This is a genomic window from Streptomyces sp. NPDC005794 (assembly GCF_042871445.1).
GTDB lineage: Bacteria > Actinomycetota > Actinomycetes > Streptomycetales > Streptomycetaceae > Streptomyces.
In genome coordinates this window covers 324,139-345,013 of record NZ_JBIAIN010000006.1, presented here as the reverse complement: position 1 = coordinate 345,013, position 20,875 = coordinate 324,139, and the positions used below count along the sequence as shown (strand labels likewise).

Sequence of the window (20,875 nt, the reverse complement as noted above, 5' to 3'; positions counted from 1 at the left end):
GCGAACACTGCCCACTTTTAGGCAAATTGGGCGAGAAGCGCAGGCGCTCTCGGTCCACTGCTTGACCTGGGGACCACCTCTCCAGCCATCTTTGCGGGCTGAACCGCGCCCGCTACTTTTCGAGAGCGATATGAAGAGACCTATATGGACGGTGGCAGCCATCGCGATGATGGCCGTCACCCTCGGGGGGCTGCCAGCGCACGCCGCCCCGACGTCGAGCGTTGCCGCAACCGCAGCCGGCGAGACTGACCCGATCGATCCGCCTCTGTACGACGCGACCTCAGCGGGCGGGAAGATCCGCGTCAACGTCGTCACCGAAAAGCGCGCCGACGTGGCAAGTGCCGCAACCGCTGGCGAGACGGTGCAGGCGTTCGAAGCACTCCCCGTGGTCACCCTCAAGGTGGACGCGGGCGGCCTGGACGAACTGTCGACGCAGCCCGGGGTGGTCAGCGTCACGGAAGACCTTGCCGTGTCGCCGTCCCTGGACGAAAGCGTGCCCCTGATCGGCGGCGACAAAGCCATCAAGTCGGGTATGACCGGCGCGGGCAGTGCCATCGCCATCTTGGACACCGGCGTTTCCACCAGTCACCCCTTCCTCAAGGACCGGGTCATCGCGGAGGCGTGCTTCTCCTCGAACGACCCGGCCTACGGTTCCACCAGCCTGTGCCCCAACGGCAGTGCGCAGCAGGAAGGTGCCGGCTCGGCCAACGTAGACACCGGACCCTGCGCGACCATCGCTCAGTGCGACCACGGAACGCACGTGGCCGGCATCGCCGCAGGCAACGGCACAGGCGTAGCCGGAGCCCCTGCGTCGGGCGTCGCCCCCGGAGCGAACCTCATCGCCATCCAGGTCTTCAGCAAGTTCAACTCGGAGCAGTACTGCGGCGCTGAGCCTGTGCCGTGCGTCAAGAGTTTCGCCAGTTCACAGATTGCAGGCCTGGAAAAGGTCTGGCAGCTGCAGCAAGCCGGAACGCCTGTCGTGGCTGCCAACCTCAGCCTCGGCGGTGGGGTGCACTCCGTTGCATGCGACAAGGATGCCCGCAAGCCGGTGATTGACCGTCTGCTCAGCGTCGGCGTCGCTACTGTCGCCGCTGCCGGAAATAACGCGCTCAGTGGCTCCGTCAACAGCCCCGCCTGTGTCGCGTCGGCAATCGCCGTCGGTTCCAGCAACGACGACGACGAAGTTTCCTCCTTCTCCAACCGGGGCGCTCTGCTCGACTTCTTCGCGCCCGGCAATGCGATCATCTCCTCGGTTCCCGGCCGCGAGTTCAACTCCATGGACGGCACGTCCATGGCCGCGCCGCACGTGGCCGGAGCCTTCGCTGTGCTCCGTCAGAAGTATCCCGAGAAGAGCATCACTGAGCTCGAGGCCCTGCTGAAGAGCACCGGGAAGACGGTCACGGACACCGACACGGGAATTGCGGTCCCCCGGATCGACATCGGCCGAGCTGTCGGCGGGACCGACCCCACACCGCCTCCTGCTCCCGATGCCAAGCCGCGCCCTAGCACCATCATCAACGATGCGGACATGGCGATTCTCGACCTGGCCGCCATCCATTCGCCGATCACGGTGACGGATATACCTGGCAAGGCGCCGAAGGCGTTGCAGGTGCACGTCGACGCAACGCATGACTGGCGGGGAGAGGTGAAGATCAACCTGATCGACCCCGCCGGTAAGTCCTACCTCCTCAAGGCTTCGGAGGGAACGCAGAACGGCGGCACGATCGACAGCACCTACACCGTTGACGCCAGCACCTCCACGGCGAAGGGGACCTGGAAACTCCGCGTTGAGGACAGGTCCAGCGGAGGCGTCGGCATACTCACCGGCTGGTCCCTGACCTTCCCCTCGTTCGAGAAGACCGGCGCAGCCGCCATCCCGGATCTGGGAAGGCTCAACTCCGACATCACGGTTGATGGCTTCTCTGGGAAGGCATCTGCTGCACTGCAGGTCCACACCGACATCACGCATGAGTGGGTCGGAGACCTCAAGATCAGCCTCATTGACCCGAACGGCAAGTCCTACCTGGTCAAGTCGACGTCCTCGACCGCTGATGCCACAGGTACGTTCACCGTCGATGCCAGCACTTCTCCGGCCGCGGGCACCTGGAGGCTGGAGGTTCAGGACACCTCCACGGGTGCCACCGGGACCCTCAACGGATGGTCGTTGACGTTCCCTGCCTTCGAGAACCAGGCAAACCTCGCGCTCCCGGACCCCGGAGCTCTGACATCCTCCACTGTCGTGAAGGGGATCAAGGGCAATGCGCCCAAGGAGCTCAAGGTCTACGTCGACGCCACACATGACTGGCTTGGCGACGTGGAGATCTACCTCGTCGACCCCAGCGGTGCACTGCACCTGGTGAAGGCGGACTCTGAACTGGAGTCCGGCGGAAACCTCAAGCACGTGTACACCGTCGACGCCAGTGCGGCACCGGCGGCCGGCACCTGGGGACTACGCGTTGAAGATGTTTCCGCAGGAGCTTCAGGCAGCCTTAACGAATGGTCGCTTTCCTTCTAGTCCGGGCTTCACGCACACAAGTCCCCTATCGAGGGCATATAAACGGCCTCCGTTTTTTAGGTAAGCGCTCGACCGGTCTTCACCGGTCGGGCGCTTACTCGCGTTTTCACCATGTCCATATATTGAGCACATCATTACGCGCAGCACTCGTGCCTCGTGCGCCGTTTGTCTCAATTACATATAGCGCGAGCCTCAGGCTTCAGCGATCGCGGCCCCTCGATGCTCAAGTAAAGCTCAGAAGATGTAAAACATTGTCGCGCATGGGCAGTTCCTGTGGAAGACTCTTTTCGAGCGGGACACCTTCGCGAAAGGTGAACCTCGAAAAGGGGGCGGGGGCTATTTAGGGGTAAAATCACCCCTCTTTTTTTTGAGGCGCACGTTCTCTGCTGTCTTTCACGCTTTCTCAAAAACCAGTAACGGAGACCTGAACATGTCTAGAATTCCAAAGACCTCGCGCGCGACTATCGTCGGCCTGGCCACTGCTGCGGCAGCTGCGATGACGATCGTGGCCCTCCCCTCCAGCGCCTCCGCCACAGACATCACGACTCCGGCCGGCTACGAGGAGTACCTCAACAATCAGGTCGAGTTCGGCGTCGACGGCGCCAGCGAGACGCTGGGTGACTTCCAGGAGCTGTCCAGCAGCGACCAGGAGAGCTTCATGACTCTCTTGAACGACCCGCAGCGCGGCCAGGAGCTCGGGGACTTCCTCTCGGACACCGCCGGCGGCGTGATCGACGAGGAAAACTTCGAGACCCAGATGACGAAGGAGACTGAAGGCGGAGACGTCGTCCTGACCGCCGAGATCGACGTCAAGGACAACGTTGCTGCCCCCGACCCCGATGACGATCTGTCCGACCCTTCGGTGACGTACAAGGACAAGACGATCACCTACTCCGTCTACGACAAGATCTTCGGAGTCAAGGTCACTCGCGTGACGATCGGCGTCAACTACCGGTACTCGTCTTCGCGAGTGAGCAAGGTGTACAGCGGGTTCGCCTCGCACAAGAACTTCGTCCCGTTCTCCGACTTCTCGCACGGCATCGTCTCGAAGTGGATCTCGGCGAACCCGGCTAACAACGCACATGCCGAGACGGTCTGGCAGGGCACGTGGGCCGGTTTCGACTGGGACGCCCGCCAGCGCGTGTGGGCCGACCAGGCCGGCTTCAAGGGCGGCTACCTCAAGAAGTAGTCTCCTGAGGAAAAAGCCTTTACCTTGTTAGAGCCGACCGTGGGGTGCCACTGAACACGGTCGGCTCTGGCCGTTGGACAATCGAAAACGTTCTGGGTGAACGCACACCGCGTCATCCTCCACAAAGGGGAATGCATGTTCGGGGCAATGACCATCGGGGAAAAGATTCAATTTGCGGCCTATGTCCTTGCGTTGGTTGGCGTAGTGGCTGGAATTGTCTGGTTCGTCCGCCACAAAAGCTCGTAAGCGACCTCTCAGCAACATGCCGGCAGTCCGTAACCGGTGACAGCATTCCGCCATTCATGGTGGTGCAGCACATGCCCGTGGGTCCTGGACGCCGTAACGATCCTCTGGCTGATCGCAAGGCCCTGACCCAGGGCTTCGGCGTAGTCGGCTGACGTCCGGTTGCTGACGGCTCGTCGGGTTGGGTGGGGTCCGAAACAGAGCAGGCACGGACGTCCGTGATCATGGAGTTCTCGACGCTCTGTGACCTTGGACTGCCCGTGCCTGCCGACGCATCATCCCTGATCTCCCCTGCCCTTGACCAGCTCAGACCACATCCGGAGGCCTCCGGGAGCGAGATGCCCAGCCTGCTGGAACGCCTCGCTCAGGTCCCGGGCCCCCGCGATCCGCGGGGAGTACGGCACCCGCTCGTCACGGTCCTCGCTCTCACGGCCTGCGCGGTCCTGGCCGGGGCACGGTCCCTGCTGGAGGTAGGGGAATGGGTCGCCGACGCGCCGCCGGCCCTGCTCGAGCGACTCGGCGGTGTCATCGACCGGCTGTTCCCGAAACGGTCCTGGCCTGCGGAGTCCACGATCCGGCGACTGCTGGCCAGAGTCGACGCGGACGCCCTGGACAGGGCTGTCGGGGCCTGGCTCGCGGACCGGCAGACCAGGGACGAAGGGTTGCGGGCACTGGCGGTCGACGGGAAGTCGTTGCGGGGTGCGGCCCGCGCCAAGGGAAGGAAGATCCACCTACTGGCCGCCTGCGACCACACGAGCGGCCTGGTCCTGGCCCAGCTGGACGTGGGTGAGAAGACCAACGAGATCACCTGCTTCCGCCCCCTCCTCGACACACTCGAGAACCTGGCCGGCCGAGGACCGTATCCGCAACGCGCGCGCCACCGGCCTGCGCAACCTGCCCCTGCACGACACCGCGCAAAACCAGATCTGGCTGGAGATCGTCCAGCTCGCCCTCGACCTGCTGGCCTGGCTGCCCATGCTCGCCCTGACCGGCAGACCGAGGCTCTGGGAGCCCCGCCGCCTGCGCCTGCGACTGTTCTCCGCCGCCGCCCAGCTCGTCACCACCGCCCGCCGCCGGCACCTGAGATTCACCCACCACTGGCCCTGGACCGACGTGATCACAGGCGCGATCCAGCGACTCGACGCACTCCCGAACCCTGGATGCCGAGTAGCCGAGGGGGATCTCACCCCTCGGCTCTCACAGAACCGTGCGTAACAGTCTCCCGTTACACGGCTCTTGTCGTTCTGGTCATCAGACCGATACGGCACCCGTGGTCAGGCGCCAGTGCGCGAACATGCGGGGGTATCGCTGGGCGATCTCCTGCATCTTCGCGATGGCCTTCCGCTGGGACGCGAGCCGTTTGTACTTCTGGCGGATCCAGCGCACCAGGTAGGCGTTGATGCGCATCACGAAGGGGATCAGCTCCCACGGCCTGAAGCGGCTGTAGTAGTTGAGCCAGCCCGCCACCACAGGGTTGATCCTGCGGGCGAGCTCCTGCAATGCCAGGTCCGAGCGGGTGTGCAGGTGCCAGACCGCAACTCCCGCCCCATCTTTTTCAGGGCGTCCTTGCTGACCGCCGGGTCGAACCCCAGGAACAGGTTCCCGTGCCGACTCCGGTTCCTCCTGGCGCGGAACGTGTGCCCGAGGAAGGTGAACGACGTGTGCTCGTAAGCGCCACGTCGGTGGCCGTCCTTGCAGTAGATGATCCGGGTCTTGTCCGGGTGCAGCTGCAACCCGACTTCGACCATCCTGTCCGTGAGCGCGGCCAGCACCTGGCGGGCCTGGCGCTCGGTGACGCAGTGCAGCACCGCGTCGTCCGCATACCGTTCGAACCAGAACGGACGGGAACTCCCGGTCCATCCAGGTGTCGAACGCGTAGTGCAGGAACAGGTTCGCCATGACGGGAGATACCGGGGCCCCTTGAGGGGTCCCGCGCTCCCGCTCCAGCAGGGAGCCGTCGGGCATGACGAGCGGGGCAGCGAGCCACCGCCGCACGTACAACTTCACCCAGACGGCATCGGTGTGCGCTTCCACCGCCTTGACCAGCAGGTCCCAGGGCACGCTGTCGAAGAACTTGGCGATGTCGAACTCCACCAACCAGTCCCTTTTCCAGCAGCGTTCCCTGCATTTTTCAACCGCATCCAAGGCGGACCGTCCGGGCCGGTATCCGAAGCTGTCCGGGTGGAAAATTGGCTCCACCCTGCACATCAAATGCCGGGCCACCACGGCCTGTGCCACACGATCAGAAACAGCGGGAATGCCAAGCATCCTCGTGCCCCCGCCATGCGGCTTGGGAATGGCCACCGCGCGCACCGGAGGCGGAAAATACGAGCCCGACGACATGCGATTCCAGACCTTATACAGATTGTTCTTCAGGTCCTTCTCGAACTCGGCGATGCTCTGCCCATCCACTCCGGGTGCACCCTTGTTATCCCTGACTTCCTCCCAGGCCTCCTTGACTTCCCACTTCGAAATCTCAAACGGCTTGGCCGATGATTTCAACTGGCCCATCGAACTCCGCCCGGAAACTGTCCGGTTGATGCGATCAACTCAGTCACGAACGACCCGGCCCCTTCGCTCCGCCCCCGTTACAGGGGCTTCATCACTACTACGAGCCGGTCCGCCAGCAGGTCCCGCATCGGTACTCGACCCCTTGCAGTGCCTGCTGCTTGGGGCACTCCCTCTCGTCCGCCGCGCGGCGGGCTGTATCGGGTCCTGCCTTCTCCTGTTCCATACGGAAGCCGCAGACCGGACTCACGTCGCCTACATGCCGGACACCACCTGGCCAATAAGCGGGCACCCGCCAGGCTCATCCCGGAGTTCTGGTCACACCCCGGTTTCGATGTCGTCTGTTTGTTTTTCGACACGTCAGCAGCGATTCACTTACGTTCGTCTTCCCGATTCCCACCTGACGCCTCTTACGACGCCTTTTCCTCATCGCTCACCACGACAGTCTCTAGCTAACGCAACATGAGGCGGTTTAGAGCCTCCCCCCACAGGGCGGTCTGAAGGGCCACAAAACCTTCATCTCCCACACAGCATCACTTCCAGAAGTTGCCTACGACCAACTCCCTTACATGTTCAGGACACAAGACCAGCAGCAACGGCCCATCCCGACGAACTCGCACCGCCCACCGGAGCCGTGGAACCCGGCGCACACCCGACGCGACAGCCGGGTCATCGTCCTACCCGTCACCGACCCGACAAGCCAAAACGGGCCGCCGGAGAATCCGACGACCCGTCACGAAAGATCGAGGTTAAGGAGTCGTCCATTCTTCCCTCCGATGAAGCGTGGAGCACTGAGGCGGGCTTCAACGCAATCCGCGGCAGACCAATGCTGCGGGAAGGGGTCAGGGTGATCGCGTCGGGGTGAACAGCCGTCAGCAAGTCACACGCCGCTTGCCAGACTTTCACCGGATCCCCGAGCCGTTCGGGGAGCGCCACTGCCCCTGCAGCGCCGACCCTGTACGCCGACCAGCAGCCCACTCCGCACTGCCAACCCTGTACAGAGCCGAAAGAACAGCCAGGGTGGTGGGAGCCTTCTGGGACATTTCTGGGACTTCCGGCCCCATCAGCCGGCAAGAGCGTGAAACAACCGAAAGACCATTCGCGCAGGTCAGCGACCGAATCCCTCTCATCGTTGCAGGTCACCGCCCTGCCAGGTCTCTTCCGGGACATCTGACGGGCGGGGTGTCGTGCCCCTTGGGGACACGGGGCACGACACCCCTAAACACGCGACGACCTGTGGCTATACCCTTTCTCGGCCTTCCATTGATCACCGCTGTTCTTCATCACCTTGTGCAACGCGTGTGCAAGATGATCTTCAATGGGTGACGATGTATCAGGAATACCTGATATTCCGTCACCTTTCACGGAGAGTGCTCGCCGGAGGGGCCTCGCAATGCCCGCACCGACGCTGCCACTGGCGTTCCTGCAAGTCGGAGTCGACTACGACCAGTTTCGGCCCGGACCTCTACACGTACCGGGCGAACATTCGCCCAGCCGCCTCGGAACCCGGGGTGATACGCCTCGGTCCCCGGCTCGTTGATCAGTGCCATGGCCAGGGTGTTCTACACGGTCAGGACGAGTGCGGTGCGGGCACGGCGCGTGGCGCAATCAAGTCAACGCACGGGGCGTACCAGCGGGAGGGGATGGCGGGCGCGTACATCGACGCCAGCAAGGTCATCAAGACCACGAAGGGGCCGGCGAAGCCGCCGTTCGGAACTCTCTCGCGTCAGGAGCTGATTCCGGCATGGCCCGCGAGGTGGAACGTTTCCTGGAGGAGACGGCTCCCGGTGCCTGAAACCACCATGTGCGACCCCGGGCGCCTGCAGCTCTGACCCTCAACCGGGCCAGCGCTGTCTTCAGGTTTCGAACCCAAGACCTGCGCATGACGAGAGCGATCGCGCCTGGTGGTGCCGCACCCTGCTTCCTGATGACGTTTTCCCAGATCGCCGTGTGGGGCAGTCTCCCCTGTGCGGCCGCGTGCTGGCTCGTCCAAAGGCGTCTGTCCACCGGCTGTCCACCGCTGCGCCCCCTCCTGGCGGCGTCCAGTGACGCGCCACCACTGGAGGACCATCGCGACGCTCGTAGAAGTCGGCCCTGAACCGGAGCAGCACGGTCAGGGGGCAGAGGCCCGTTTCGGTCCGTCCGGAAGAGCCCTCCCTCGTGTCCTCGGGGGAGGCTCCGACGAGCGGGGACCCGACCGCTCAGGCCTGGCGGTGCGATACGACCGTACGGATACGGTCGGGCGGATCCGCGTGTCTCGGCCCACCGGGCCGGAAGGGGGCACGTACGGACGCCGCGCCCCCGTACAGACGTCAGGCCGTACGGAAGTGACGCTCCGTCCGGTCAGTGCCCGCCCGGCTGAAGTCCCCCCGGCTGAAGCCCGGCGTCGCGGGCGAGGAGGGCGGCCTGGACGCGGTTGTCGCAGTCGAGCTTGGTGAGGATGCGGCTGACGTACGTCTTCACCGTGGCCTCGCTCATATGCAGCCGCCGCCCCGCGTCCGCGTTGGAGAGCCCCTCCCCGAGCAGCGCCAGCACCTCGCGCTCCCGGGTGGTGAGCCCGTCGAGCCGGCGCCGCGCGGCCTCCCCGCGCGTGGTGGCCCCAGTGGCGGAGAGTACGTCCGCCACATGCCGGGTGGCCGCGGGTGAGAGATACGCGTTGCCCGCCGCCGCGGCCCGCACCGCCTGGATCAGCTCGTCGGGCGCGGAGTCCTTCAGCAGGAACCCCGCACCGCCGTGGCCGAGCGTCCGCAGTACGTTGTCCCGCTCGCCGAAGGTGGTGAGGATCAGGACCCGTACCTTCGGCGCGGCGCGGCCGAGCTCGACCAGCGCCGTCAGCCCGTCCATCACCGGCATCTGGATGTCCAGCAGCGCCACGTTGACCCCGCCGCCCCGGGCCTTCTCCACCGCCTCGCGGCCGTCCCCGGCCTCGGCGACCACGTCGATGTCGTCGGCCGAGGTGAGGATCATTCTGATGCCGGCCCTGATGAGCGGCTCGTCGTCGGCGACGAGGACCCGGATCACACAACCTCCTGCGCGGTGCCGATCATGACATTGTCAAGGAGAACGGACGGAGTGGCCCCGCCATCATGCCCTGTACGGGCCGACCCGCCGCACGGAGCCCCGCATCACGTCGCCTTGTACGTCTCCTTGGAGACCAACTTCCCGTCCTGGAAGCAGAACCGGAAGACAGTGAGGAAGTCGACCCCCTGGTCGTCCTCGGAGGTGAAGTGTCGGCACGTCGCTCCGTCGGGCAGCTTGGGCCCCTGGTCCGCCAGGTCCGAGGTGAGCCACGAGTCCTCTTCGGGGAGCCTGGCCCGGATGTCCGCCTCGGCGTCCCCGACCTTCGCCTCCTCGTAGACGCTCGGCAAGATCTCCGCCTTCTTCACCTCTTCCGTCATGACGCCGATCCCCCAGACGCCCAGGCCGATGACGCCCGCGACGAGGACGACGGCGGTGACGGCGCAGCCGATGGCGACGTTCTTCCTGGTACTCATAATGGCGGTGAACTCCCTCTGTGGATCTGCCCCGTTGATGACCGTTCCACCGTCGTCCACCGTCCTCGGACCCAGCTGCCCCCGAACGTCGCGAGCCGGTACGACGGAGGTCGCGCCGTACGGCCCCGCGCCCCGGGCATCGTTCCCCGCCCCGTGTCCCCCGAGGTGCCCCGCCCGGCCCTCCGCCCCGCTTCCCGCCTTGCTCTCCTCCCCGTACGGCAGCATCCCCGCGATCCGGAAGCCGCCGTCCTCGGTGGGCCCGGTGTGCACCATGCCGCCGACCCGGCCGACCCGCTCGTGCAGCCCTTTCAGCCCTTGGCCGCCGCTGACCTCCGGCGGCACCTCGGGCGCTCCGCCCGGCACGGGCCCGTTGGTGACCTCCACGACCAGGCTGTCCGGTTCGTACCGCAGGGCAAGGCGTATCGGGGCACCCGGCGCGTGCTTGTGAGCGTTGGTCAGCCCCTCCTGGACGATGCGGTACGCCTCGTGGTCAGCGGCGGGCGCCAACGGCCTCCGGACACCGCTCCGGTCCAGCGACACCGCCGTGCCCGCGCCCCTGGACGACTCGACCAGGCCGTCGATGGCGGCGGTGGTACGGGGCGCGTACGGCACCGAGGCGCCGTCGCCCACCGGCTGCCGCTGGCGCCCCTGGTGTTCCCGGTGCTCCCCGTACTCCCGGTAGGAAATCTCCCCCTGGTTCCCCTGGTGAGACTGATGCCCCTGGTACTGCTGCTCGTTCTGTTGCTCCCAATACTCCGCCTCGTCGTGGAGCACCCCCACCGCCGCCCGCAACTCCGCCATCGCGGTGACGGAGGCGCCCCGCAGGATCCGTACGGCCTCCCGCTGGCTCCCGGTCAGCTCCGGGTCGACCTGGAGGGCGCCCGCGTGCACGGAGATCAGGGCGAGCTGATGGCCGAGGCTGTCGTGCATGTCATGGGCGATGCGGTTGCGCTCCAGCAATCGCGCCTCACGGGCCACCATCGCCTGCTCGCGCCTGAGTTGCTGATTGTTCTGCCACAACGCGCTGAGCAGTCGCCGCCGTTGGTCCCGGTAGCGGCCGACGAGGGCCGGCACCACGGCCAGAGTCAGGAATGTCACGACGTTCCACCCGAGGGTGACGGGCAGCACGGGCGCGGCCCCCGAGGTGATGTCGTGGTACAGGCCCGGGACGGTGTGGAGCACACACGCGGCCCCGAAGGCGGTGGCCACCCGCCAGGGTTCCGTGATCCGCCGCCCCGCCGACCAGGCGGCGCAGACCAGCAGCACGGAGGCCATGACGCTCCACCCCCCGGCCAGCGGGGCGGAGAGGATGAGGACGGTCGCGGGCAGCGCGTGGCGCGCGGGCGCCAGCAGGGCCATCGCCCCGGCGAGGAGGACGGTCCGCGCGTCGAGCGTGTCCACCCACGCGCCGATGCCCGTGGCGAGCCCGGCGAGGGTGACGGCGAGCACCGCCTCCCCGACGATACGGGCGGGGCTCCAGAGCACACCGCCGCTCAACCGCCGCCGGAGGCCCCGAACGGCGAGCCCGGCGGAACGTACCCGTCGATCTCCCACATCCGTACCTGCCCTCACATCCACATCCACTTCCCTGTCCGCATACACCGGACCGACGGTAGGACCCCCGGAAGAACGCGTGCATCGGCCGGGCGTCGTGCCACCGTACGAGGAAAGTTGACACCTTTCGTCGCCCAGGATCGCGACTTCCGGAGACTGCGCCGGGCCGGTCGTGCGGCCGACGATGGACGGACCGAATCGGGGCCACGCGGACAACGGGAGATGCCACATGGACAGCACGGGCACGGAGTCGAGTGCAGGAACGGGCGCGGAGAAGGACAGGGCCGCCGTCAGCCTCACCAAGGCCACCCCCGCCCCAGTCCCGGCCCCCACCACTGCGGAAGCACCGGACATCCAGTCCCACGACACCTTCGTCATCAAGAAGACACTGAGCCTCACGGCCGGCGAGTACGTGGTGAGCGTGGCCCGGCCGGACGGCTCCGAGGGCCAGCCCGTCGCATACGCACGCGAGAAGCAGCTGTCGCTCAGGGGACAGGTGACCGTCTATACGGACGCGTCCAGGAAGTCCGTTCTCGCCGCCTTCAAGGGCCGCGACCACGAAGTGGGCTACATGTACGACGTGCGGGACGCTTCGGGCCAGTCCTTGGGGTCGTTCTACGAGGACGCGGGCGCGTCTTTCCTCCGCAGGACATGGCAGGTGCGCCAGCCGGGGACGATGAAACTGACCGGCCGCGAGCACAGCCGGGTGGTGGCCTTCGTCCGGTTCATCTGGGAGTTCGTGCCGTATCTCGAATACGTACCGTTCATCTGGCCGTACCGCTTCGAGTACACCGAGAGCGGCAAGCCGCTGATGACCGTCACCAAGAAGCTGGGGCTGCACACCCGGTACGTACTTGAGATCCTCGCGCCCGACATCGACCGCCGCCTCGCCATAGCCCACACGCTGGCTCTGGACGCCCTGGAAGTGGACTGACACGTACATCACTCCCGCTACGGCGATACAAGTCAGGTACGCCACGGACAGCCGTTGCGCGTCGTGTTGCCGACACGCCACAGGCTCGGCGGTCTTGTCGTAGCGGGTCGCGATGCCGCGCCACTGCTTGAGCCGGTTGAAGCACCGTTCCACGACGTCGCGCCGCTTGTAGAGCTGCTTGTCGAAGCTTGGCGGGCGTCCGCCCCGGCTGCCGCGCCGGAGCCGGTTGCGGACCTGGTCGGCCCGCTCGGGGATGGTATGGCTGATGCAGCGACGCCTGAGCCAGGTTCGTATCGCACGGGAGCTGTAGCCCTTGTCGCCCAGCACGTGAGCCGGCCGCACCCGGGGCCGCCCCGGCCCGGGGCGGGGCACCCGGATCGCTTCCATCACGGCGGTGAACTGCGTGCAGTCGTTGGTGATCCCGCCCGTGAGAGCGAAGGCGAGCGGACGCCCGAAAGCGTCACAGGCCAGGTGAATCTTGCTGGTCAGGCCACCCCGCGAGCCTCCGAGGCATGGGCTGCGGCGTCCCCGGCCGCGTCCACCCGGGCCTGCGCGGCCCGGAGCATCCGCTCGAAGGTGCCGTCCAGGGCCCACCGGCGAAACCGGGTGTGCAGCGTCTACCACAGCCCATACCGCTCAGGCACGTCCGGCCAGGCCGTGCCGGTGCGGAACTTGCACACGATCCCGTTGAGCACCCTTCGATCGTCCCACCGCTTCCGCCCCCCGCAAGGACGCAGGCAGCAGTGGCCGAACGAACTCCTCTTCCTCATCGGACAGTTCAGGGCGACGTATCACCCGCCCATGAACCACCACTCAAGCTCAATCGAAGACACGACTAGCGCCAAGGTCTCGGCGACTGCGCTCCGCCCGACGCCGAGTAGAACCGAAAGGGCACCGTTAGCCGAGGGAGTCCCCTGGGACTTCCAGCCCCACCAACCAGCATGGGCGTGAAACAACTGAAAGACTATTTGCGCAGGTCAGCGATCGAAGACTTCTCATCGTGGCAGGTCACCGCTGGCTGGTCTCTTCCGGGACATCTGACGGGCGGGGTGTCGTGCCCCTTGAGGGCAAGAGGCACGACGGGTCCTGACCCCGGAGCGGGACCTCCTGGGCCGAGTCCTGGCGGAGACGGTCAATGGCCGTACGATCACCTCCACCTACGACGCGGTGGGCAACCGTTTGACTCGCACGACCCCGTCCGGGCTGGCATCGGCATGGACGTATGACGCCGCCGACCGACCCCTGACCCTCTCGACGGCGGGCAACACCCTTACCTTCACCCACGACGCCACCGGTCACGAGACACAGCGTGCCGTCGGCGGTGTCACCCTCAGTCAACGCTGGGATGAAACCGGCCGAATCACCGCACAGACAGTTACTTCCGCCGCCGATGACCTCATCCAACACCGCACCTACGCCTACCGGCCCGACGGCTACGTCACCCAGATTCGCGAACTGACGTCCGGTACTCGCCACTTCACCCTGGACCCGGTCGGCCGGGTAACGCGTGTACAAGCGCACGGCTGGACCGAGTGCTACGCCTACGACGCGGCCGGGAACCAAACCCACGCCTCGGTGCCAGGCCAGGAAGTCTCTGGCGAGAGGACGTTCACCGGAACTCTGGTCCGCAAGGCGGGCCGCACCGTGTACGAACACGACGCCGCGGGCCGCCTGATCTGTAAGACCCGCAAGCTGCTCAACGGTCAGACCCGGACGTGGGCCTACGCGTGGAGTGCCGAGGACAGGCTCATGCGGGTCGTGACGCCGGACGGCGAGACGTGGACGTACTCCCATGACCCCCTGGGCCGCCGCATCGGGCAAGACCGACCCGAAGGGCGCGAGGGTTCACAGCCGAGATCGCCCGCAAGGGCGTGCAGGGGGTACGGGTTGCCCTGTCTGCACGAGCACGCCTGTGCCCAGGCGTCAGGTGAAACGGCAACGTCCGATGCGCAACGCTTCGCCCCTTTACCACATATGACCAGCGGAAGTCATCTCTCCGTTTCTCCGGTGCGGCTGGTTATGATCGGAACCTCACGTCGCGTCAACGCCGAACCGGACTTCCCCCAGTCCTGAACCCAGGACTGCGTCTGGTCTCGGCGGTCGGGCCGTCCCCACTGGTTCCCCGCTCTCCGAGGACTGATGTCTCCTATAGAACCCGAAGGCACACAAGGGCAGCCGGCGACTCTCCGGCGGCGTACTTTGCGCCTGCGTACGCTGCTTATTTGGCTGGCAATCGTCCCTATCCTGGCGATGAGTACCCAAGTGGTCATGACCGCACAGCCGCTGATAGACCAGTCAAAGCAACTGCGCGCTGATGTGGCAGTTGCTGAGCGGACCGATGTACCCCTGACCAGGCTGATGGTCGAACTGCAGGCTGAGCGGACGATGACCGCCACACGGTGGGCGAGCGGCTCCGTGTCCGAGGAAGAGCTACGCGAGCGGCGCGCGGCCACGGACCGGGCCGCGGACGAGTTCCGTCGGGCGGCGGACGGAGCTCTGGCGGCGACCGGGCGCGAGGACGACCATCACGTCGCGGAGCTGAAGCACAGCCTCGCGGATCTGGCCGCGTTCCGCGAGCGCGCGGACGCCCGCAGCGGGGACCTGGATCGGACGATCGGCTACTACTCCGATCTCGTCGACCACATCATCCGGGTGTACCAGAACGAGTTCAGCCATGCGGAAGACGCCGAGCTCATCCAGGAGAGCGGCCTGGTCGTCACGGTGTTCACGGTGTCCGAGATGGTGGCGCGCGAGACCACCATCCTCGCCATGGCCGGGCCGTCCAGGCGTCTGAGCCCTTCCGGGTTCGCCGAATTCGTCAACTCCGTTGGGTCCCAGCGGTACCAGTACGACGAGTGGGTCGCGCCGTATCTGACGGCCGAGGACAAAGCGGTCTACGACCAGGTCTTCGCCTCGGACGGCTGGAAGACGAAGGTCCGCATCGAGGACGCGGTCATCTCCGACCACCAGAACATCGGGTCCAGCATCGGGCTACCCAAGGAAGCCGACGCCTGGCAGGCCGCGTATGACGAGTTCGCGGCGCGCCTTGACACGCTCAACGCGGAACAGGGGCGAGCACTTCTCGTGCACGCCGACGCCAAGGCCACGCAACTGGAGAACGGGGTCATCTGGCTGACCGTCGGAAACGGTGCAGCCGTCCTCGCCGTCGCGGCCGTCATCGTGCTCACCACGCGCTCCGTACTCCGCCGCCTGCGCGGTCTGCACCAACGTACGGTGGCCATTGCCGAGGACACGCTGCCGGATGTCGTTGCCCGGCTCCAGCGCGGACAGCCCGTCGACGACGAGGCGCTGCCCGCGGTGAGCGGAGACCGGGACGAGGTCGGACGTATCAGCGACGCGTTCGCCCGGGTCGTCTCCGTATCCGTCGACGGGCATGCGCGGCTCGCGGCCGAGCGTCAGGGTTTCGGTATGTTCGCCGCGGGCATCGCCTCGCGCACCGGAAACCTGGTCAGCCGCCAGTTGACCCTCATCGACGAACTGCAGGACGCCTTCGGCCACGACGAGGAGCTTCTCGCCCGGTTGATGCGATCCGACCAGTTGACGGTGGGTATGCGGCGGCAGATCGAGAACCTGCTCATCCTGGCAGGTGGAGAGATCCCCGATCCGCACACCGAGCCCATGCGCGTCGCCGACCTGCTGCGCGAAGCCGCCGCGGAGGTCGAGGACTTCCGGCGAATCGAGCGCCAGGCCCTGGACGAGATCAGCGTGGTACCGCGGGTGATCAGCGAGATCAGCCACCTCCTGGCAGAACTCCTCGACAACGCCACCCGGTTCTCCCCGCCGCAGTCGAAGGTGGTCGTCCGGGCCGAACTGGTGACAGACGGGCTGTTGGTCGACATCGAGGACCGCGGGCCTCGGGTGACCGCCGCAACCTACGAGGAGATGAACGGGCGTCTGTACTCTGCCCCGCCGTATTCCGTCCTGGCGGAAAACGCTCACCGGCTCGGACTCTTCGTGGTCGGCCACATCGCCGAACAGCTCGGGGCCACAGTGACGCTGCGCCGCTCGGTATACGGGGGGACGTCGGCCGTGGTGATCCTTCCCGAGGAACTCCTTATGCCGACCCAACCGGTCCGGGCGGCACAGGAAGCGCCGCACGCGGCGGCGATGTCCGCCCCGGCACCGGGCCCGTCCGACGTACGCAAGCCCGAACCGGTCCTGCACGCGAAGACCGTGTCGGCCGGCCGTAGGACGCCCGAGCGCTTGCCCGAGCGGCCGGTGGATAGTAAGCCGTCGGTTCCCTCCCTGACACGGAACGGTGACGCGAAGCCGGCCCTCCCCGAGCGGGTCCCACAGGCTCACATCGCCGAGCAGCTCCGCGCACCACACGCACGGGAGACTGCCGTCCATCAGGATGCGGCGACACCCGAGGAAGTGGCCGACGCCTGGGCGGACTACGAACATGGGACTCAGACAGTGGAAGAAGAACTCCGACGGGATCAGCCATGACGACAACGAACGACATGATCTACAGCGTCTTGGACAACAACCTGAGCAGGATCGCCGGCATCCAGGGAGCCGTACTGCTGTCCAACGACGGGATCAAGCTCAGCTCGTACGAGCTGGAACGGGACCAGGCGGAGCGCATAGCCGCCGCGGCCTCCGGCGTCGCTTCCACGATGAAGGCGATATCCAGGGAGGTCGACGGCGGCCGGGTGATCCGCCAGCTGGTCGAGATGGACGACTGCTATCTCTGCATCGTCGGTTGCGGGGAGGGCAGCACGCTCATCGTGGTGACCTCCCGCAAGGCGCGGCTGGGGGAGCTGGGAGGCGAAGCCGTGCGCACCGCCCAGGCGCTCGGTGAGTGGCTGAGCACGCCTGATCGCGGCCAGGCGCAGCCGTCGTAATGGCGGACGAGCCGGGGCCGCGAGAGGGCGGCCACCGCCGGACGCGGCTGTACGCGCTGACCGATGGACGTACGGCGGCTGCACACACCGCCCTCACCATGGACGCCACGATCACGGCGGTGGCCGTCGCGGACGGCCACGGCGGCCTGCCCAGCGAGTGGCAGGCCATCCTCGCGATGTGCTCGCCTCCGGGGGGCCTGGCGGTCGCCGAGATCGCGGCGCGCATGCGCGTCCGCCTCACTCCCATGACGCTTCTTCTCGGCGAACTCGCGGATCGGGGGTTGATCGAGCACCGGCCGCCCCTGGAAGAGGCCGAGACAACCGATGTCCACCTGCTCATGAGAATCAGGGACAACCTTGCACGGATATGACACCCCTGCCCAGGAAGCGGCCCCCGTCAAGATCCTCATCGCTGGGGGATTCGGCGTCGGCAAGACGACCCTGGTCGAGACGGTCTCCGAGATCGAGCCGTTGCGCACCGAGGAGCGGCTGACGAGCGCGGGCGTCGGCGTCGACGACCTCGACGGCATCGAGTCCAAGGCGGTCACCACCGTCGCGATGGACTTCGGCCGCATCACCCTCACCGACGCGCGGGTCGTGCTCTACCTGTTCGGCACTCCTGGCCAGGAGCGCTTCTGGTTCATGTGGGACGACCTGCTGAACGGGGCACTCGGGGCGATTGTCCTTGTCGACACGCGACGGCTCGACCGCAGTTTCCCGGCCGTCGACTTCTTCGAGAACCGAGGGCTTCCGTTCGTGGTCGCCGCGAACTGCTTCCACGGCGAACAGCCCTACAGCGCTCGGGAGATCAGGGCGGCGCTGCATCTGCGTGACCCGAACACACCCATCCACTTGCTCGATGCCCGCTCCCGTGACGACGCGCGCGGTGCGCTGCTCTCGCTTCTGGACATGCTCATCACCAAAGCCGGGGCCGCGGCGACCGGCTGAGTCCGGCCTGCCACGTGGTGGCGTGGAGGTTCACGACCACGACCGTAGACCCGGTCCAGGCCGCCGCCGCGTCGGCCGTCGAAAAATGCCGGCCGGTACCAGCCATCGTCCGTGTACTCGAACCAGCCGTCGTCGAGGAACGCCTCTCGCGGCACGGCCCGGACAGTCGGCTTCCACCGGGCGCTGCGCACAACCTGACACGGGGCCGTTCCCCGCGTCAGGTTCTGGTACCGCTTTTCAGCGCTGTGGGAGCAGGTCGAGCGGGCGAAGAGGAAGAAGCCCTTGTCGAAGAGAGGGGCCAGGGCGTAGAGCCCTCGCCGTAACGCTCACGGAGCCTGCCGACGCCTGACCACTCCGAACAGCACTGCGCCCCCTCGGGAGAGAGCGGGGTGCAGCCACGCTCCCGGGCTTGACTGGCTCGGGGCGCTCAGTCGACGTCGGGTACCTTGATGAGCCAACTCTGCTCGAATCCTGCGCCGCTGCTGCAGAACGAGGCGAAGTGGCGAAGTACGGCGTACCCCGCATCGCGATCGTCAACGGGCTGGGTTGGCTGAACAGCGGCCTCTGCCCGACTGACGATGTAGGTGTAGCAGCGCTCCCAGCCCGTGTCATCGTGCCCTCTGTGCTGGCCGCACACTTCCGCTCAACGAAGGCGATCAGCCCGGGCCAGTCGTCCGCCGCGTGCCGGTCGGTCTTCGTAGCCTCGTTGATGGCATAGCCCGCAGTGATGAGGCGGTGCGAGAGCGCCGCAGGCATCGCTCTGCTGGACCAGGTCGCCGCGCACACCGGCGGCAACGTCCGCAAGGCCCTGGTCGACCAGGGCTTCAAGAAGCAGGTCGTCGCGCACGGCACCCTCCTGGGCATCGACGTCGAGATCGTCGAACGCAACCCGCAGGACAGAGGGTTCGTTCCGCAGCCGAAACGCTGGAAGGTCGAGCAGACCTACGGGATCCTGATACTGCACCGACGCCTGGTCCGCGACTACGAGCACCGCCCGTCCTCCTCCGCCTCCCGTGTCTACTGGGCGATGACCCAGGTCATGGCCCGGCGCCTCACTGGCGCGAGCACGCCCACCTGGCGCGAACCCCAAGCGGTGACGGCGTGAACCTTCAGCCTCTGCTCGACGCACTTGGCATCCAAGAACACGCCGCCCAAGCCCTGGCCGACGACCTCCGCACGCAGATCGACGAACTGCAAGGCCGGCTGCGGGAGGCGCAGACCCAGCTCGAACACCTCGCGATCACCCGCAAGACCGTCACCGCTCTCGCCGACCGCATCCCGGCCCGATCTTCCTCGCCCGACGTGCCGGAGCACCCGGACTACCCGCGCATCCTCGCCCTCATCAACGAGGCCACCGTCGCCCTGCGGGCACGTGAAGTCTGCGAAGCCCTCGACCACGAACTCCTGCCGAAAAACATCGAAGGTACCCGCGCCAAGCTGAAACGCCTCGTCAAACTCTGCATCCTCACCGAACTCGACGCCGGAAGCTTCGCCAAGAAGCCGTAGCTGTCCTGTCGCGGTGAAGGGTCGAGCGTTCTCACTGAGCGACTTACAGGAAGTCGTCCTCCGCACGTGCCCAGACCAACTGCTCGTCGTTCAGCGGCGGGGTGAATCCGTCTGGAAACATCAGCATGCGGTCGTCCGGCCACATGTTCTCAAGCCCGTGTTCCCCGCAGTCCAGGGCGATGAGATGTGACGGCCCATCCTGGCATGCGTCACCCCGGTACGAGCAGTCGTGCTGCTGGCAAAAATAATCAAAGGATGTGCAGTCGTCCTCATCGGTCGGCTCGTAGAAGCCAGGGTCGCGGACAACGAGCGTCACTGGTTCCTGCAGGTTGTGCCTGGGAATGGGACGCGGGTCGCACCACAGCAGTCGAGGAGGGAGCACGTGCTCATCATCCCGCGTTGCGATCCTCTCCGGCTACAGCCGCCCTCAGCCTCGTGACAAGCAGCCCTCTCAACCTCATGCCAAAGCGGATATCAACTCACAAACCGCCCTCTCAGGGCGGAACCATCGACATGATCGCAGCGGTGTTTTGCATGGACAAGGGAATCCGTCAGGCCGAAAAGAGTACGATCTCGGCTGCCCGAACGCTCTTGCAATCTTGCAGGAACGTGGTTTTCCGTGTATGACGCACTGCATTTCGATGCCCGTACGCAGTCGTCAATACAGTATTCAGCCGATCAGGGAAATTTAAGATCCAGTGACCTCAATCACAATGCAGCTGAAGACTTCGCCTCGGCGCGCATCGCACGGTCGTCCTCCGTACGGGCCTTGGCGTACAAGGCGGGCCAGCGGGCCTGCGCCCCGAGTGCGTCCGCGGCCGCGTCTTCGCCACCCGGGCCGAGGCGAACCTCGCGCTCTTCGAGTACATCGACGGCTTCTACAACAGCCGGCGCATCCAGAAACGGCTCGGCTACCTCAGCCCCATCGAGGGCACTGTCACGTTACTGAGGTTTTCAGGGCGGGGTCGGTGGGTTGATGGCCAGTCTTGTGGCGGTAAGGCAGCCGTCGATGAGACGGGGCCGAAGTTGAATCCTGCGTAACTCGCTGCGGAGCTTGCGGTCGAGGTCGTCGGGTGTGGTGAAGGCGGTGTTGGCCATTGCTCTGCGCACGAGTGA

The 20,875-nt window shown here is 66.2% G+C and carries 15 protein-coding genes and 5 pseudogenes; 13 read left to right on the top strand and 7 right to left on the bottom strand.

Going from position 1 to position 20,875, the window contains the following annotated elements:
* Positions 1-151 precede the first annotated feature (151 nt).
* The 4 genes and pseudogenes from ACFYQ5_RS12715 to ACFYQ5_RS12700 form a co-directional block, all read left to right on the top strand.
* Positions 152-2,515, top strand: a complete 2,364-nt coding sequence (locus ACFYQ5_RS12715) for a proprotein convertase P-domain-containing protein (RefSeq protein WP_389196841.1) — start codon at positions 152-154, stop codon at positions 2,513-2,515.
* A 430-nt stretch (positions 2,516-2,945) separates the two neighbouring features.
* Positions 2,946-3,704 carry a hypothetical protein gene (locus tag ACFYQ5_RS12710; RefSeq protein ID WP_389196840.1) on the top strand — a complete coding sequence of 253 codons (759 nt, stop codon included), beginning with the start codon at positions 2,946-2,948 and terminating at the stop codon, positions 3,702-3,704.
* A 467-nt stretch (positions 3,705-4,171) separates the two neighbouring features.
* A pseudogene (locus tag ACFYQ5_RS12705) lies at positions 4,172-4,570 on the top strand (transposase family protein); the annotation flags it as partial.
* Positions 4,571-4,793: 223 nt separating this feature from the next.
* Positions 4,794-5,162, top strand: a pseudogene (locus ACFYQ5_RS12700) (transposase); the annotation flags it as partial.
* A 36-nt stretch (positions 5,163-5,198) separates the two neighbouring features.
* On the opposite strand, the gene ACFYQ5_RS12695 reads toward ACFYQ5_RS12700, so the two are convergent.
* From ACFYQ5_RS12695 to ACFYQ5_RS12675, 5 genes and pseudogenes are all read right to left on the bottom strand, one after another.
* Positions 5,199-5,471 carry a group II intron maturase-specific domain-containing protein gene (locus tag ACFYQ5_RS12695; RefSeq protein ID WP_389196910.1) on the bottom strand — a complete coding sequence of 91 codons (273 nt, stop codon included), beginning with the start codon at positions 5,469-5,471 and terminating at the stop codon, positions 5,199-5,201.
* Positions 5,366-5,719 (bottom strand): hypothetical protein, encoded by a 354-nt coding sequence (locus tag ACFYQ5_RS12690; RefSeq protein ID WP_389196908.1) that lies wholly within the window; start codon positions 5,717-5,719, stop codon positions 5,366-5,368. The genes ACFYQ5_RS12695 and ACFYQ5_RS12690 overlap by 106 nt, the downstream gene beginning before the upstream one ends.
* A 91-nt stretch (positions 5,720-5,810) precedes the next feature.
* Positions 5,811-6,290, bottom strand: a pseudogene (locus tag ACFYQ5_RS12685) (reverse transcriptase domain-containing protein); the annotation flags it as partial.
* Positions 6,291-8,798: 2,508 nt separating this feature from the next.
* The gene (locus ACFYQ5_RS12680; RefSeq protein WP_151512216.1) at positions 8,799-9,476 is read right to left on the bottom strand and encodes a response regulator transcription factor; all 678 of its coding nucleotides are present in this window, start codon (positions 9,474-9,476) and stop codon (positions 8,799-8,801) included.
* A 104-nt stretch (positions 9,477-9,580) separates the two neighbouring features.
* Positions 9,581-11,434 carry a sensor histidine kinase gene (locus tag ACFYQ5_RS12675; protein ID WP_389196838.1) on the bottom strand — a complete coding sequence of 618 codons (1,854 nt, stop codon included), beginning with the start codon at positions 11,432-11,434 and terminating at the stop codon, positions 9,581-9,583.
* A gap of 298 nt (positions 11,435-11,732) precedes the next feature.
* Between ACFYQ5_RS12675 and ACFYQ5_RS12670 the strand changes: the two genes are divergently transcribed.
* Positions 11,733-12,437 (top strand): hypothetical protein, encoded by a 705-nt coding sequence (locus ACFYQ5_RS12670; RefSeq protein WP_359065503.1) that lies wholly within the window; start codon positions 11,733-11,735, stop codon positions 12,435-12,437.
* 87 nt (positions 12,438-12,524) lie between these two features.
* On the opposite strand, the pseudogene ACFYQ5_RS12665 reads toward ACFYQ5_RS12670, so the two are convergent.
* Positions 12,525-13,229: pseudogene (locus ACFYQ5_RS12665) on the bottom strand (IS5 family transposase); the annotation flags it as partial.
* A gap of 375 nt (positions 13,230-13,604) precedes the next feature.
* Here ACFYQ5_RS12665 and ACFYQ5_RS12660 point away from each other — a divergent pair.
* The 7 genes and pseudogenes from ACFYQ5_RS12660 (at position 13,605) to ACFYQ5_RS12630 (ending at position 19,759) form a co-directional block, all read left to right on the top strand.
* A complete protein-coding gene (locus ACFYQ5_RS12660) occupies positions 13,605-14,510 on the top strand; it encodes a hypothetical protein (protein WP_389196836.1) in 906 nt (301 codons plus the stop codon).
* Positions 14,511-14,705: 195 nt separating this feature from the next.
* Positions 14,706-16,907 carry a nitrate- and nitrite sensing domain-containing protein gene (locus ACFYQ5_RS12655; RefSeq protein WP_389196834.1) on the top strand — a complete coding sequence of 734 codons (2,202 nt, stop codon included), beginning with the start codon at positions 14,706-14,708 and terminating at the stop codon, positions 16,905-16,907.
* Positions 16,904-17,305: a roadblock/LC7 domain-containing protein gene (locus tag ACFYQ5_RS12650; protein ID WP_389196832.1), complete on the top strand. Its 402-nt coding sequence runs from the start codon at positions 16,904-16,906 to the stop codon at positions 17,303-17,305. The genes ACFYQ5_RS12655 and ACFYQ5_RS12650 overlap by 4 nt, the downstream gene beginning before the upstream one ends.
* Positions 17,305-17,676: a DUF742 domain-containing protein gene (locus ACFYQ5_RS12645; RefSeq protein WP_389196831.1), complete on the top strand. Its 372-nt coding sequence runs from the start codon at positions 17,305-17,307 to the stop codon at positions 17,674-17,676. Before ACFYQ5_RS12650 ends, ACFYQ5_RS12645 begins: the two co-directional genes overlap by 1 nt.
* Entirely contained in the window at positions 17,663-18,253 is a 591-nt protein-coding gene (locus tag ACFYQ5_RS12640; RefSeq protein ID WP_389196829.1) for an ATP/GTP-binding protein, read from the top strand. The genes ACFYQ5_RS12645 and ACFYQ5_RS12640 overlap by 14 nt, the downstream gene beginning before the upstream one ends.
* A 739-nt stretch (positions 18,254-18,992) precedes the next feature.
* Positions 18,993-19,358 (top strand): annotated as a pseudogene (locus ACFYQ5_RS12635) (IS5/IS1182 family transposase); the annotation flags it as partial.
* Positions 19,355-19,759, top strand: a complete 405-nt coding sequence (locus ACFYQ5_RS12630) for a hypothetical protein (RefSeq protein WP_389196827.1) — start codon at positions 19,355-19,357, stop codon at positions 19,757-19,759. The pseudogene ACFYQ5_RS12635 and the gene ACFYQ5_RS12630, both read left to right, overlap by 4 nt.
* A gap of 43 nt (positions 19,760-19,802) precedes the next feature.
* Here the strand turns inward: ACFYQ5_RS12630 and ACFYQ5_RS12625 are convergent, their stop codons facing one another.
* Complete coding sequence (locus ACFYQ5_RS12625) at positions 19,803-20,075, bottom strand: hypothetical protein (protein WP_389196825.1); 273 nt, start codon at positions 20,073-20,075, stop codon at positions 19,803-19,805.
* A gap of 479 nt (positions 20,076-20,554) precedes the next feature.
* Between ACFYQ5_RS12625 and ACFYQ5_RS12620 the strand changes: the two genes are divergently transcribed.
* The gene (locus ACFYQ5_RS12620) at positions 20,555-20,800 is read left to right on the top strand and encodes an IS3 family transposase (protein ID WP_389196907.1); all 246 of its coding nucleotides are present in this window, start codon (positions 20,555-20,557) and stop codon (positions 20,798-20,800) included.
* Positions 20,801-20,875 lie beyond the last annotated feature (75 nt).